General features: G+C 34.5%; 8 protein-coding genes. 5 read left to right on the top strand and 3 right to left on the bottom strand.

Translation table 11 applies throughout. From position 1 onward, the window contains the following. Positions 1-281 precede the first annotated feature (281 nt). The 3 genes from C8C83_RS02600 to C8C83_RS02590 form a co-directional block, all read right to left on the bottom strand. On the bottom strand, positions 282-3,038 hold the full coding sequence (locus C8C83_RS02600) for a M16 family metallopeptidase (protein ID WP_233566129.1): 2,757 nt from the start codon (positions 3,036-3,038) through the stop codon (positions 282-284). 237 nt (positions 3,039-3,275) lie between these two features. Further along, positions 3,276-4,736: a TlpA disulfide reductase family protein gene (locus tag C8C83_RS02595; RefSeq protein WP_121326299.1), complete on the bottom strand. Its 1,461-nt coding sequence runs from the start codon at positions 4,734-4,736 to the stop codon at positions 3,276-3,278. A gap of 590 nt (positions 4,737-5,326) precedes the next feature. Then, the gene (locus C8C83_RS02590) at positions 5,327-5,920 is read right to left on the bottom strand and encodes an RNA polymerase sigma-70 factor (RefSeq protein WP_121326298.1); all 594 of its coding nucleotides are present in this window, start codon (positions 5,918-5,920) and stop codon (positions 5,327-5,329) included. 295 nt (positions 5,921-6,215) lie between these two features. On the opposite strand from C8C83_RS02590, the gene C8C83_RS02585 reads away from it, so the two are divergent. From C8C83_RS02585 to C8C83_RS02565, 5 genes are all read left to right on the top strand, one after another. Continuing rightward, a complete protein-coding gene (locus C8C83_RS02585; protein ID WP_121326297.1) occupies positions 6,216-7,367 on the top strand; it encodes a FecR domain-containing protein in 1,152 nt (383 codons plus the stop codon). Positions 7,368-7,510: 143 nt separating this feature from the next. Then, positions 7,511-10,882, top strand: coding sequence for a SusC/RagA family TonB-linked outer membrane protein (locus C8C83_RS02580; RefSeq protein WP_121326296.1), 3,372 nt, complete (start codon positions 7,511-7,513; stop codon positions 10,880-10,882). A gap of 32 nt (positions 10,883-10,914) precedes the next feature. Continuing rightward, entirely contained in the window at positions 10,915-12,282 is a 1,368-nt protein-coding gene (locus tag C8C83_RS02575; protein WP_121326295.1) for a RagB/SusD family nutrient uptake outer membrane protein, read from the top strand. Between the two features lie 22 nt (positions 12,283-12,304). Beyond that, positions 12,305-13,342 (top strand): TlpA disulfide reductase family protein, encoded by a 1,038-nt coding sequence (locus C8C83_RS02570; protein ID WP_121326294.1) that lies wholly within the window; start codon positions 12,305-12,307, stop codon positions 13,340-13,342. Between the two features lie 240 nt (positions 13,343-13,582). Beyond that, positions 13,583-15,604, top strand: coding sequence for a thioredoxin family protein (locus C8C83_RS02565; protein ID WP_121326293.1), 2,022 nt, complete (start codon positions 13,583-13,585; stop codon positions 15,602-15,604). Positions 15,605-15,722 lie beyond the last annotated feature (118 nt).

The raw sequence follows: 15,722 nt of genomic DNA, 5'->3' as shown, positions 1-15,722 counted from the left end.
AATTGTTCAAAATGAAATGTTTTCAATTTTAATAGATGAATTCTTGATTTGATTTAAACGAGTCCGATTATTCAAAATAAATCCACTATCACTATCCGATAAAATCCGTTTTTATTCTTCATCCCTGTTCTAAAAATATAATTTTAGCAATAAAAGTTATTCGATTGAAAATAAAAAAAGTAGCGACCGCGCTGGGCCGCTACTTTTTCTTTTTAATGTTGTTCTGAAAGGCGTGGCTTAAAGAGTGTTGTATTGTTCAGGTCAGAACTCCAAAGCTATTTTTATTTGTTAGATTTAGTCGCATAATTCTCCGGTAAAAGAATAACTTTTATCAGGTTATCCCCACTAAGGAAAGTATTTGCTGCTTCTTTTATATTATTTGCCTGAATGTTTTTTATATTTTTTTCATATTCTAGTATATTCTCGAGGTTATCTCCGTTTTTATAGGATCTTGTTATATAAGACATCCAGAAATAATTTTCTTTTAGCATAATCTGATGATGTCTCATAGACTCCTCATGGAATTTTTCTATATCTGTGAGCAGCGCGCCGTTGTCTTTTAATTTTTTGACTTCATCAAGAGTCGCCGCAATAAGTCTTTCATAGTTATCAGGCGAACAGCTAAAACTAATGAATACGGAGTAATCATTATTCGGAATTTTGCTGTAGTTAACACTTACACTCGGTGAGTAAACCCCGCTTTCAATCTCGCGCAGACGCTCTGTAAGTTTATAGTCCAGAATACTTTTAAGAGCAATGAGTTGCATATTGTTTTTAACACCATAACTATACTTTCCACTGAAAATCATCGTAACGTTTGACAAATTTCCATTGCCTTTGTATACCATTTTTGTAATCTTGCCAGGAGCCGGATGTATATTCAGATTAACGATACTGTCTTTGTTTGGCAGAGAGGGAAGCGAACCCAGATATGTCTCCAATAAAGGTGTTATGGTTTTGGGATTGAAACTTCCAATGATGACAAAGGTAAAATTACGGGCATTCCCAAAACGCTCTTTATATATTTCGAAAGCTCTGTTTATGTTTATTTTCTTTAGGTCTTCAATAGTAGCAGTTTTGAACCTGGGATTATAATTATGAAATACACTAATAATAGTATCATTGCTGCTGCTTTGAGGACTGTTTGATGGTTCTGCTAATTCTGCTTTGGTACGATCAACCCAATTAGCATAATAATTGGTATCGAGCTTGGGCTTGGCCATGTAAAGATGAATAAGCTGAAGTTGTTTTTCCAAGCTTGAGGTAATGCAAGAACCCATTAGTTCCTGATAATTCTCATCGATAATAGGGTTGATACCCATCTGGTTGGCCATTGAAATTTTAGAAATATCAATTTTACTGAATTCTCCAACTCCTGCTCCCGAAATTAACTCGGTGGCATTAGCGGCAGATTCAAAGTCGGCATCACTATAGATAGAGGTTCCTCCTGGGCCAAAGCCATTAATTACAATTTGATCATTTCTGTATTTTGTTGGTTTGAGGATCACTTTAAGACCGTTGCTCAGTGTCAATTCTGTAATACTTAAAGAAGCTATTGATTTTGTTGATTTTACTTTTCCAGGACTTGGTTTCTTTGCCATTAGAGGCCTGTTGTCTTTTTTGTCGTTATAAGGTTTTAGGTCTTCTTTTGCCACCTCCTGCATCCAGGATTCTACTGCAGCCTGATTAGGCAATACGTCCTTATATTTTTCGGCAGAGGTAATAATAATGTCACGATTGGTATCAGACATCATACGTTTGATAAATTCATGCATATCTGCCTGAGTTATCTCATTTACTGCTGCAATCGAAATCTCATTTTCTTTTACAATACCAGCAGCGGCTTCATCAGTTAAAAATACTCTTACATATTCATCTACGTAGCCTGAAGATTGAGCATTACTTTTTTCAATCAGAGCTAATGCAAGACCATCGAGTATACTTTTTTTAGAGGTTTTTATTTCGTTTTCTGTAAAGCCAAAACGTTTTGCTATTTCATGTTCACGCCACATAGCCTTAAACCCGTCTTCATATTGTCCGGGTTTAAGAGCAACCATACCGCTTAATAAATCGATTTTTCCAAGAAAAGGAGAAATATTAACTGTTGCACCGATGAATTGCAGATTGTCATTCAGTGATACAACATTGTACCTATCACTCATGATATCATTGAAGATCTGTCGCTTAAAAGTTTCTTTATAATCAGCAATAGTACGGACAACTATTTCTGGTGTTTTTACTACAACCATAATCATAGTTCCGTCAGCTTCTTTGTCAGTTATTGAAATAAAATTGTTTTTTCCAGCTAATTTTACTTTATCGACTTCTGCGGATCTTTCATTGACAGGATTTTTCAAATCGGAAAATTGTTTACGGATCTGTTTTTCCATTTCGTCAACATTAATATCTCCAACGACAACTAATGCCTGAAGATTAGGACGATACCAGTCATGATGGAATCTTCTGATAGCTTCGGGCGTCATTTTTTTAATCGATTCTTCTGTGCCTATAGGCCATCTTGATGCATATTTTGATTGATTTAAAACCACAGGAGTATACTGCATCATGGTACGCTGCATTACATTATCTCTGGATCTCATTTCTTCCAGAATGATACCGCGTTCAGCATTGATTTCATCTGTTTCCAATGAGGCTCCCTGTGCCCAGTCGTGCATGATAGTCAGTCCTTTTTTTATAAATTCAGGATTATCAGTCGGGATTGGCAATTGGTAGATTGTCGCGTCAAAAGTGGTCATGGCATTTAGATCCGCTCCAAAGCTAACTCCAATTTTCTGCAAATAGTCTACCAACTCATTTTTTGGAAAATTTACCGTACCGTTGAAGTTCATGTGCTCCAGAAAGTGTGCTGCACCAAGTTGATCTTCATCCTCTTGTATGGCCCCTACCTTATTAGCGAGATAAAGGCTTACACGTCCTTCAGGTTTTAAATTCCTGCGAATATAATAGGTGAAACCATTGGGTAATTTACCTGTTCTTACAGCCTTATCAAGTGGTATTTTTTCATTGTCAGCCGGCATTGCTTTTTGTGCCAATAAGCCATAACTAATAAAGAATAGACAAAATGCAATTGACCTAAAAGTGATCCTTGCAGAGGTTTGCCTTGCGTTAGTGTGTTTTTGCATGTGTAAAAGTTTTGAAAAAATTAAAAGTTTTAAATAATTAATTGAAACGACTTAAGTTCTAAATTTTAAAGACGATGAATATGATTTTGTTGAGGTCGTACTTAATATTTTTTATAGTAGTGGAGTGCGTTATTATTTTATAATTTCTGAAAGTCTTGCTCCGAGAGTATCACCAAAAAGATTTTTACCTACTACAACTCCCTCTTTGTTGATGAGTATATTTGCAGGTATCCCCAGTATAGCATACTGTTTTGCTGCCGCATTTTCTTTTTTAAGATCTGATAGCTGTACCCATGGAAGATTGTCAGTCTTAATAGCTTTTAGCCATTTTACTTTGTCAGTATCTAGCGATACGCTGATAATCGTGAAGTCCTTGTCCTTATATTCATTATACAACTTTATCATATTTGGATTTTCAGCCCTGCAGGGACCGCACCAGCTTGCCCAAAAATCCAGCAGAATATATTTTCCACGATAAGAAGATAAAGCAACAGGTTTTCCTGAAACATCAGGCTGGGTAAAATCAGCAGCTGGCATTCCAATAGCTGATGTTTTTAGTGCGATATCAAGACGAGCCTTAAAATCTTTTGCCTCATTTGTAGCTTTGGCAGTTTCTGATAGTTTGTCAAAAAATAACTTTGTCTTTACAGGATCATTAAAATTGCTTTGTGCTATCCTTTCCAGAACAGGAAATGCAATAGCCGAGGACGGCATTTTAATGATATAAGCTTCATAAACATCGGTGTACATGGCAGATTCAATAACCAGCATTTCTTTTTCCAGATCGGAAGCCTCTTTTAAATTCTTACTTTTTATTGCGGTACTATGAATTGCGATAAGACTGTCAATTTTTGCACGATAAGGTGCAGCATCAAGGTCTAGTTTTGCAAACTCCATATCTTTATTGAATGTCATACCTGCATCGGATTGCAGCAGAGATTCAGGAAGTTTTTTCAGGATTGGTAAGGCTTTTTTATAATCATAACGCCCGGCGTACAAAAGATAGCTGTTCTGTAAACTAAAAGGGATATCCTCAAAAGAAATATTTCTGTTTTGACTTAATATTTCTGAAAAATTTCTAAGCACATAAACCGAAATTGGAGAAGTAGGATTGTCCGATAAAAATTTTCTTCTAAGTTCATTGATCTGCTCCTCGGTTGCCCCTTCAGAAATACTCTTCTGAATCTGCTTATCTAAAGTATCGAATTCCAATTGAGCCTGCGAACCGTTCACTTGTAAATTACTAAAACTATTTTTATGTTCAATGGTTGTATGGCTATTGTCGATATAAACAAATATTATAGAGTTTATATCCTTGGGTTTTTCTTTTTTGGTATTGTAAATAGGATTGAGATTAAACTGTGTGGGTCCGTTAAGTATTCCTTTGATAACATATTTTCCATTTACAACAGGAACTCGATATGAAATATCGGGATTTTCCATACTCTTTATAAAAACAGCATCGGGATATTGTTTTAAGTTACTAAGTTTTCCTGAAATAATAAAACCCTTTGGTTTTTCCTGAGAAAAACTAATAGCTGAAAATGATATAGTTATAATAATTAATAATAACTGAAGATTATTTTTTTTCATGTAGTAATTGTAATTTGACTTGGTTTCTTCTAAATTTAAATTGTAGTATTATACAAGAAAAGGGCTGTTTTCTTTTGTTAGTTTTTTATGGTTTTTTTTATATTTAAACGAAGCCGAAATGCAATACCCTAACAATTTGATAATCTTTTTTTAATTATTGTTGGTTTTTTCACAATTTGAAAGTTTTTACATGCAAAAAAGATTTTCTCTACACTGATTTTATTTAGCAGTAAAACACAATGTTTATATTTTAGTGAAACAAGTATAAATGTAAAAACGGGGATGATTATTTGATAAAGTTGGTAGTAGAAAAGTAAAGGAAGTTATTCGTTTTTGGACGAACTAAGTTTTTTGAATAAGTATTCTAAATTAACGGTTACGATTTTTAATTTATTGAACGGCTAAATATTAAAATGGCGGGAGTTTGAATTTATTTTATGAGGTTGAGATTAAAAATGCAGAATTGTTGGTAAAAAAAACAATAAAGCTGTTAAAGTTCATTTTACCGGTATCAGTTTCCTTTTTTAAATAGTTTTAAATTTTTTAGAAATGCCTTGTTTGATAAAATGCTTTTTTTATCGTCAGAATAATTAGCGGTACAGTTTTCTATTTCCAAATAATAAAAAAAGAAAGTTTTTTATTTTCTCCTGAAGTGATGTACGCAAAATAGAAAAAGCTTTGGTTATCTGCGCTTCAACTGTTTTAATGGATATGTCGAGATGCTCTGATATTTCAACGTTGGTCAATCCTTCTTTTTTACTAAGAATAAAAATTTCTTTGCATTTAGGAGGAAGGTTTTCGATTTTTTTATTTACAATGTTTATCGCGTTTTCAAAAGATTCTTCGTTGTCTTGCTGAACTATTACATTTAAAGTGTCATGATAGGTTTTTTCAAGCGAGAAAAGAGATTGATTTTTTCTGTATACATCAATGAATTCGTTGTAAACCAATTTGTATAAAAAGTTTTTTATGGTATAATCGGATTTTAAACTTGTGCGCTGTTCCCATAACTTTAAAAAAGCATTTTGAACTATGTCTTCTGCATTGTAAATATTTTTTATAAGGCTGTTGGCATATACGCAAAGCATATGGTGATAGGTGTCAATTAAATAAGCATAGGCTTTTTCGTCTCCATTTTTTAAAGATTCGATCAGCGTATCATTATCATATACCTTGTTTTTCATGAAGGCAAATATATAAATAAATCTTTATCTTTAAAGTTGCTTTTTTATTGAATATAATTAGTTAAATCTTGTATTCTGATAAATATTAATTGTAAAAATGAAAGTTTTGTCTTTTTAATAAAATGTCATTTATGGATTTTTAGCTTTGCATATTACTATAAAACTATCTTATGTAATTAAATTATGAGAGTTTTTACTTTCAAATTACGAAATAATTAACAATAATTAAAAAAAGATTACCAAATTGTTAGGGTTTTGTATTTCGGCTTCGTATTAATATAAAAAAACATATAAAATGACATTGAAAAAGTCAGAGAGACTAATTGTTAAGTTTATCACCAATGAAGCTTCGATTGAAGAAATTGAAATTCTTACCAAGTGGCTTGAGGATAAAGAGAATCAAATCGTGTTTAAAGATTTTGTAAAAGTCAATTATTTAATTGATTATACAAGTAATACTTTCGATCCTGTTCTATTAAAAAAAGAGCTAATGGACAAAATAAAAACAGAAAAAAGTATTTTTTATAAATCTCGTACGCGTTCGTATTTTAAATACGCAGCTATTTTGATGTTATTTTTAGCAGGTGTATATTATTATAAAAATTTAAATTTTTCAAATTCTAAACAAAATATTGTTGTTCCAAGAGAAGATGTTATTGTACTGCAGATGGACAATGGAGAGGTACAGGTTATCAATCCTTCCAATTCTCAAAATCTTACCGATAAGTTTGGAAAAGTAATTGGTAAGCAGGATAAAAATAAGTTAGCTTATTCAAATATTTTTTCGGGGTCTGAATTAGTTTATAACACTTTAAAGATACCGTATGGTAAAAAATTTGAAGTTGCATTATCAGATGGAACCATTGTGCATTTAAACTCGGGATCTTCACTTAGATATCCGGTCCGTTTTTTAAAAGATCATGGTCGTGAGGTATACTTAACAGGTGAAGCTTTTTTCGAAGTTACAAAAGATAAAAAACATCCTTTTACCGTAAATGCTCAGGATTTGAATGTTGAGGTTTTAGGAACAAAATTTAATGTCAATAACTATAGAGAAGATTTTTCTACAAATGTTGTTCTTGTAGAGGGTAAAGTTTCGCTTTATAAAGATAAAAAAACGAATTCCAATCAGGTTTATTTAACTCCGGGATTAAAAGGATCTTCCCTAACAGGGCAGCAAAAAATTACAACAGAACAAGTAGATACGGAACTTTATACCGATTGGGTAAAGGGGATTTTAGTTTTTAAGAATGCTTCTTTTGATAATATTATCAAAAAACTCGAAAGAGAATATAATATCACTTTTATAAATCAAAACAGGATGTTAGGTAAAGAGGTTTTTAATGCCCGTTTTGACAATGAGCCTATTGAAGTAGTCTTGAAATATTTAAGCGATAGTTATGCTATTGATTATACAATTGAGGAAGATAAAATAATTATAAAATAGATCAAAAAGAATGTTTATGTAAAAAAAAATATTTAAAAAGAATACGATTGTAATAAAAAAAAACCGGAAAATGCTCTAACATTTTCCGGCCATATAAAAGCGATCAGTTAATTAACCAACCACAAATAAAAACATTTAAAAGTATGAAAAAACTCTTAAACCCAATCAGGTTTGACAAACCTTTTTTGAAATTTGATTTAAAAATGAAACTCACCACATTATTTTTATTTACAGCGATGTCCGTTATTCAGGCGAGTGTTGGTTATTCACAGAAGACGAAAGTTTCTTTGAATATCAACAATATGTCAGTAGCAAAAGTTATCGAAAAAATTGAAAGTACCACTGATTTTAATTTTGTCTATAATGTTAAATCAGTCGATTTAGATCGGAGCATTAATATAAAGGTAAAAAATGAAAACATTGAAACGGTTTTAAAATTGATTTTTAAAAATACCAGTACGGAATATAAAATATCGGGTACGCACGTGGTCTTAATGGCTAAAAAAGTGACTGTTCCGGAAGAAATTATTCCAATTAAAAAAAACAGCAATGTTTCAATTGTAAAAGGTAAAGTGACAGATGCCCAAGGCATACCCCTTCCCGGGACAACTGTATCTGATACTCAATCTAGCACTATTGTCACTACAGATTTTAATGGAGATTACGAGATTACGGTTGTTAATTTAGAGACTGCACTTAAATTTAGTTTTGTTGGTTTCAAAACACAGATTATAAAAGTTGCAGGAAAAAGTATAATCAATGCCGTTTTAGAATTGGAAAAAAATGAAATGGATGAACTTGTAATTATCGGTTACGGTACAACAACAAAGCGAACCAGTACTGGATCTGTATCGACAATTACTAAAAAAGAGATTGAAAAGCAGCCAGTTTCTAATGTTTTAAAAGCTATGGAAGGTACTGTTGCGGGAGTCGATGTTGTCAATACGGGCGGTTACGCCAGCGGCCAGGTACAAATAACCATTAGAGGAAAAAAGGATTTATATAGCGCGGCGAGCCCGAGTACGCCGCTGTATATTATAGACGGAATTCCTTTGATCACAAGTAATGGAGATGTTAATAATTCAGGACTTAACCAGAATGGTTTTTTGGGAACTAATGGAGGACAAAGCCCTTTGTACTTTATTAATCCACAGGATATTGAAAGTATAAGTATTCTAAAGGATGGTGATGCAACGGCTATTTATGGTTCAAGAGGTGCAAATGGAGTGGTGCTGATTACAACCAAAAAAGGAAATAATAAAAAGAGCACATTTAATGTAAGCGCGTACAGCGGTGTACAAATGAATCCTAAAAAGATTAAAATGCTCGATACAAAGCAATATCTTGAAATGCGTAGAGAAGCACTGCAAAATGATGGTATCGTCCCCAATGCTTCTAATGCTACGGATTTGGTAAATTGGGACCCTAATCGTTATACAGACTGGCAGGATGAACTAGGAGCCGGCTCTCTTACCAATGATTTGCAATTATCTTATTCAGGAGGAGATGAGTACAATAGTTTTAGATTTAGTGGGGGCCTTCATTCAGAAACACCACCTGTAGCCAAAGGTTTTAAAAATGATTTCAAGGATAACAGGTTATCAGGCATGTTTAACTTTAATCACGTATCAAGTGACGGCAAGTTTAATTCTTCAATAATGATGAATTATGCTTATACCACCACAAAGCTTCCTGGAGGAAATACATATTCATTTACAGTAGCACCCAATGCACCTTCTATACTCAATAAGGATGGCAGGCTTAATTGGGATGAATGGAACCAGGGTTCCAATGGACTGGATTTGATTCCCTATAATTTCACCAATTTTTTTCAGGGGTATGAAGCAAAATCGAGGAATTTCATGACCAATCTTGATTTGAGTTATAAGTTTCTGGATAATTTAGAGTTCTCTTCCAGTTTTGGTTTTTCTTCGACAGATCAGGAACAGATAAATCTTGTACCGGCTTTTTCCCAAGGTTCTGATCCTGCATTATATGATAATATTACACGTTTTGGAAATAACGCATTCAATGGTTGGATAGTAGAACCTAAGATCACTTATAATACCAGTATTAGTAAAGGAAATCTTCAAATAATGGGGGGAGTGACTTTGCAGGAGAATATTACGGACGGAGAATCGATTCAGGCCAACGGCTTTGTCAATGAGTCTTTAATGCGTGATCTAGGCAGCGGTAAGATACAGTTTACCCAAACAAATTATTCACAATTTCGTTTTGCCAGTTATTATGGAAGAGTGCGTTATAACTGGTTAGACAGATACATTTTAAACCTTACAGGAAGAGCCGATTATTCTTCCCGTTTTAAATCGGGATCCCAACAGGGAAATTTCGGTTCTATTGGGGCTGCATGGGTTTTTACCGAAGAGGAATTCCTGAGAGATAATTCATGGCTAAGTTTTGGTAAATTACGTGGAAGTTACGGAACTACCGGAAGTGCGAGCTCAGGTGATTATAAATATATTGAACTTTGGAAGGCATTGTATAATTATGACGGCACCCCAACGTTGAATTTGATTCAGCCCTATAATGAAAATTACAGCTGGCAGGTTAACAAAAAGACTGATATTGGACTGGAACTTGGATTTCTAAATAATGCCATTACTTTAAATGCAGCATGGTATAGGGAAAGATCAGACAGCCAGCTCGTTACTATTCCTCTTGCTGGTTTTACGGGCTTTTCTAATAGTACGGTTCCGGGAAATATTCCTGCTACTGTTCAAAATCAGGGTTGGGAATTTACTTTTACCAGTAATAATATCAGTGGTAAAGATTTTAAATGGAGAACAAGCTTTAATATCAGTCTAAATACCAACAAGGTAGTTGCATTTGCTGATTTAGAAAATTATCCATCTTATAAATACCAGTATGTAGTCGGTATGCCTACTACTATACAATTTTTACTTAAATACAAAGGTGTTAATCCTCAAAATGGTCAATACTCTTTTGAAGATTTAGATAATAATGGTGTAATCGATGCTAATCCGGGATCAAAAGATTTGCATCCGGTGGATTTAACACCAAAGTTTTATGGCGGTTTACAGAATAACTTCACCTATAAAAATTTAGAATTCGACTTTTTATTTACATTTAAAAAACAAAAAGGGTTTTATGGAGTGGGTACTGATTACATTCCCGGAACGGCACTGCAGAATCAGCCCATTGCCGTTATGGAAAGATGGCGCAACCCTGGAGATATTACCAATGTAAGGGCTTTTACGACAACTGCTACGGAGGATTATTATCAATTTACCAGCTCAGATGCTAATATTGTAGATGCTTCTTACATCAGATTGCAAAATATATCGCTGTCTTATAAAATTCCACAAAGGTCTTTCATCGGCACCGATAAAATTGACATTAATTTGTTTTTAAGGGGACAGAACTTATTTACAATTACTTCATATAAAGGCACGGATGCGGCAAATCCAAGCAGAAATGTGAATAGTTTTCCTTCTCCTAGCATTTATACTATGGGAGTTAATTGTTCATTCTAGTTTTTCATTCATTAATAAAAAATAATGGTATCATGTTTATAAATAAACTTAAAAATAAAGTTATTGTATTATTTATTTTCTCAATGCTTACAGTTTTGCAGTCATGTGAGAGTTTTACAGAAATTGATCCTCCTAAAAATGCACTGGTAAAAGATGATGTTTTTAGTGATGAAAAAGGCGCAAATTCTGCCGTACTTGGAATTTATTATCAATTAACCTCTTCCAGTTTAGGACAGGGTTACACTTCGGTATACCTTGGGCTGTCTGCAGATGATATGTACAGGCATACCGATGACAGCCCGAGCAGGCAGCTGCATATTAATGACATTGTTGCTAATAATGATAATGTTCAGGTTTTCTGGTCGTCAATTTATCAGGTAATTGGTCAGGCCAATGGTACAGTCGAAGGGCTGGAGAATAATTCTAATTTTCCGGAAAACAAAAGATTGCAGTTCCTGGCAGAGGCAAAATTTTTAAGAGCCTATTGTTATTTCTATTTGGTAAACCTATGGGGTGATGTGCCTCTTATCACTTCTACAAAATGGAGTACAACTTCAAAGTCTGTTAGGATTCCTAAGGCAGATGTATATACATTTATTCTAAACGATTTATTAGAATCCGTTAAAAATCTGCCAGAGACGGCATCTAATAATATAAGGGCAAAAAAATCTGCAGCCACCGCCTTATTGGCAAGAGTATATTTGTATCAGAAAAACTGGGCTGAGGCGCAAAAATATGCAGAAATGACCATTGCAAATACATTAGGGACAGGAGCTGCATTACCGAATGTTGGGGAAGTATTTTTTCCTAATAGTTCAGAGACAATATTTCAATTACAGCCGCCCAATAATTACACAAGCAGTTTTGAGTCCTCTTTAATGAATCTTTTTGGTGCGGATTATCTCCTTGAGGATAATCTCCTGAAAGAATTTGAACCGGGAGATTTAAGAAGAATTTCATGGGTTGGAGAAGATCAGGGTAATTTTTATGCTGCCAAGTATACTACAAGCCCTTATGATTCATCAGGACCGCCGCAATATAATGTTTTGTTGAGAGCTGCTGAGCAGTACTTTATTGCTGCCGAAGCAAAGGCCAATCAAAATAACATATCCGGTGCCATCTTGGATTTGAACGTAATAAGAAACAGGGCGGGAATATCCGAAATTGATCCTGTGGGAATAAGTCAGGGAGAATGTCTTTTATTGATAGAAAAAGAAAAAAGGCTTGAGTTTTTTGCCGAATGGGGACATCGCTGGCTGGATTTAAACAGGACTTCAAGAGCTTCAGCAGTATTAGGAGCTCTTCCAAATAAAAATTGGAATACCGATGATATGCTGTACCCAATACCAATATCTGAAATAAAGCTTAATCCTAATTTGACACAAAACAAAGGATACTAATATTTTGAAAAACAAATATTTTATGCAAAAGACAATTTTGACCATTTTAGCAATTCTGCCAATGATCTGCTTTGGTCAAAATTATGTCAGCCTTGTCCAAGATACCAGAGGTTTTTACACCAGCGGATGGGATAACTCAAAAAATGGGCAGCCCATAAAACCGTTCTCGATGACTACACCCGATGGCAAGGTTTTAGACAGCAATGATTTAATAGGGAAAGTGATTGTACTTGATTTTTGGTCTACCTGGTGTTCCCCATGTCGGGAATTAACCAAAGAACTTAATAACATGTTGCAAAAGTACAATGGCGAAAATTTTCTGATGATAGGCGTTAATTTTGCAGAATCTGTTAAAAAAGGGAATCCGGTAAAGTACTGGCAGGAGCAGGACTATAAATTCCCCATGACAATCAATAATGATGCTTATGGAAAGTCTATAGGAGCAGGTAACCCAACTGTCATTATTATAGATCAGCAGGGAAATGTAGCTGGAAAATTTGATGCGCTGACTGATTTTCGGGCACAAGAGATTGAGACTATTGTATGGAAACTTATGGAAAAACCTGAAATGTCTTCTAATGAAATGATTACTTTAAATAACAATAAAGAGTATGTAAAAGCTATCTATGTAGCCGATGAGATTATGAAGCGGGACACTCTGGCGGGAAAACAGGTAATTTCTGAGAAATTTAAGGCCCTGCTTAAAATTTCGCAGTGGGATACCATGGATCTTATGGACAAGGTTACAAAGGAATCAAAAGATAAAGAGCTTGAGGTGTATTTATTTGATGCGGCGCGAGTAATTGCCCAGGCAGAAGATTTATATCCCAAAACGTATGCTTATGGAGCTAAATTGTTTGAGATTCTTATTTCAAAGTATAGTTATTCGGATAGTCTGATGGTAAATGATTTCATGGGGCGCTGTTATTTCAAAAGCGGTGACAAAGACCAGGCATTAATTGCGGCCCATAGGGCACTTACACTGGCAGAAAAATTAAAACAACAAGAAACTATACCGTATTTAAAAGGGGTTTTGGATTATTATAATACCAAAAAATAAAGATTTGGAAAAACAGTAAAAAATTTTAATCTGCATTATTTGCAGAGTTCTTATTTAGTAAGGAATTGACAGAAGTCTAAATTACAAAATAAGATTAATAATATTTTCAATGAAAAATCCAGAGAAACAATATCAAATGCGGCCTAAAATATTTACTGATTGATTCTATATACCTAGTATTGACATTAAGAAATAAAATTATTTAAGACAGGAGGAATTCCTGAAAATATCCTGAAATACATGAGAGTTTTTTTTACTTTATTTGTGACTTTGTTCACGATATGCACTTGTATTGCCCAAGTTTACGACCCGGTTTCGTTTAAAACCAGCTTAAGGGAGACAGACAACGATAATGTTGAATTAATAATTACTGCCCAGATAGAAAAAGGCTGGCATATGTATTCTCAGCAGGTGCCTGAAAACGGACCTGTTGCCACTACCATTAGTTTTGCTGCCTCTGAAAATTATGAAACAAAAGGCACTGTAAAAGAGCTGGAAGGACGTGAAATTGATGATCCGGTTTTTAAAATGCGTATCAAATATTTTGAAACCAAGACTGTCTTTAAACAGATTGTAGAAAGAAAGAGAAGTGGTGCTTTCCGTATTAAGGCTGCTATAGAATTTATGGTATGTAATGATCAGCGCTGCCTGCCTCCTACTGAAAAAGAATTGTTTTTTGATATTCCAAAATCTACGTCAAAGAAAGATACTTCCCCAATGGTTCAGATCAATATAAATACGGACATACAGGCAAAAGAACATAATACTACTGATACTGCAAAAGAAGTTAGGACTGCCAGAGTACCTGCCAAGGTGATATCAAAATCAAAAACGCTGCCGAGTTCTAAAGGTTCATGGAGTATTTTCTTTTTTAGCTTTCTAGGCGGACTTGCCGCGTTATTAACGCCTTGCGTTTTTCCGATGATTCCCATGACGGTAAGTTTTTTCACCAAACAAAGCAAAAACAAAAGAGCGGGGGTTATAAACGCTTTAATTTATGGTTTTTTTATCATTATAATCTACGTGGCTCTTGGAACTTTAGTTACCACCATATTTGGCGCGGATGCTTTAAATGCTTTAGCGACTAATGTCACTTTCAATCTGATATTTTTTAGTCTGCTTCTCTTTTTTGCCCTTTCATTCTTAGGTGCTTTCGAGATTATTTTACCAAGCTCATGGCTCACAAAAGTGGACAAAAAATCTCAGGCAAGCGGTCTTATCGGGATTTTATTTATGGCACTGGCACTGGCTATTGTTTCATTTTCATGCACGGGCCCAATTGTAGGAACCTTATTGGTACAGGCGGCAAGTGAAGGAGGGCTATCTCCTATTTTAGGAATGTTAGGATTTTCTTTGGCCATTGCAATACCATTTACTCTTTTTGCTGCATTTCCAGGCTGGATGAATTCACTGCCCAAATCGGGTGGATGGCTGAACAGCGTAAAAGTAGTTTTAGGTTTTTTAGAATTGGCGCTGGCTTTTAAATTTTTAAGTAATGCGGATTTGGTTTTACAATTACATTTACTGGAAAGGGAAACTTTTCTGGCCATATGGATTGCTATTTTTTCGGTCTTAGTCTTGTATTTATTTGGAAAAATTAAACTGAGCCACGATACTCCCATAGAGCATCTTTCAGTGGGAAGACTGACATTGGGTATTTTTGTACTTGCTTTCACCATTTATATGGTTCCTGGTTTATGGGGAGCTCCCCTGCAGTGGATCAGTGGATTTCCTCCTCCACAACAATACAGTGAATCCCCTAAGGGAGTCGGTGCTGCCAATCAGATAAAGACGGCCAGTATAATCTTTCCAGAAGGTTCTGAAGAAGGACCGCAAGGCATACCGGCTTTCCATGATTATGAACAGGGGCTGGCTTATGCCAGAAAAGTAAACAAACCTGTTATGCTTGATTTTACAGGTTATGCTTGTGTGAATTGCAGAAAGATGGAGGAGCGTGTTTGGTCGGACAATCAGATACTGTCTTACCTAAAAAATGATGTTGTTTTGATCTCCTTATACGTTGATGATAAAAGAGAGATCGCTGAAAAAGACCAGATAATATCAAAAATAACAGGGAAAAAACTTGTATACACTGGTCAGAAATGGAGCGAATTTCAAATTATGAAATACAAAACTAATGCGCAGCCCTATTATGTTCTTATTAATCATAAGGGAGAAGCATTAAATCAGCCTACTGCTTATAATCCCGATATTGAGGATTACGGCAACTGGCTTAAAGAGGGTATTCAAAGTTTTAAATAACAGGATTCTATCCGATGTTTTTTTTTAAAGGTCTGATTTATTATTGAATCTAAAAACCAGATTATCAGATTAAAACAAAAGGTTCGAACAAAAAAATAGTGGTTTTTCATCTTTTTTA

The organism is Flavobacterium sp. 90, from assembly GCF_004339525.1.
GTDB lineage: Bacteria > Bacteroidota > Bacteroidia > Flavobacteriales > Flavobacteriaceae > Flavobacterium.
Note: the sequence above shows the minus strand (reverse complement) of the source record. Positions and strands in the feature narration are given on the sequence as shown.

What these genes read in the sequence shown, in the direction of transcription:
- C8C83_RS02600 (WP_233566129.1), bottom strand. Translation starts at nt 3,038, where the DNA reads ATGCCGGCTGACAATGAAAAAATACCACTTGATAAGGCTGTAAGAACA.
- C8C83_RS02595 (WP_121326299.1), bottom strand. Translation starts at nt 4,736, where the DNA reads ATGAAAAAAAATAATCTTCAGTTATTATTAATTATTATAACTATATCA.
- C8C83_RS02565 (WP_121326293.1), top strand. Translation starts at nt 13,583, where the DNA reads ATGAGAGTTTTTTTTACTTTATTTGTGACTTTGTTCACGATATGCACT.
- C8C83_RS02575 (WP_121326295.1), top strand. Translation starts at nt 10,915, where the DNA reads ATGTTTATAAATAAACTTAAAAATAAAGTTATTGTATTATTTATTTTC.
- C8C83_RS02570 (WP_121326294.1), top strand. Translation starts at nt 12,305, where the DNA reads ATGCAAAAGACAATTTTGACCATTTTAGCAATTCTGCCAATGATCTGC.
- C8C83_RS02585 (WP_121326297.1), top strand. Translation starts at nt 6,216, where the DNA reads ATGACATTGAAAAAGTCAGAGAGACTAATTGTTAAGTTTATCACCAAT.
- C8C83_RS02580 (WP_121326296.1), top strand. Translation starts at nt 7,511, where the DNA reads ATGAAAAAACTCTTAAACCCAATCAGGTTTGACAAACCTTTTTTGAAA.
- C8C83_RS02590 (WP_121326298.1), bottom strand. Translation starts at nt 5,920, where the DNA reads ATGAAAAACAAGGTATATGATAATGATACGCTGATCGAATCTTTAAAA.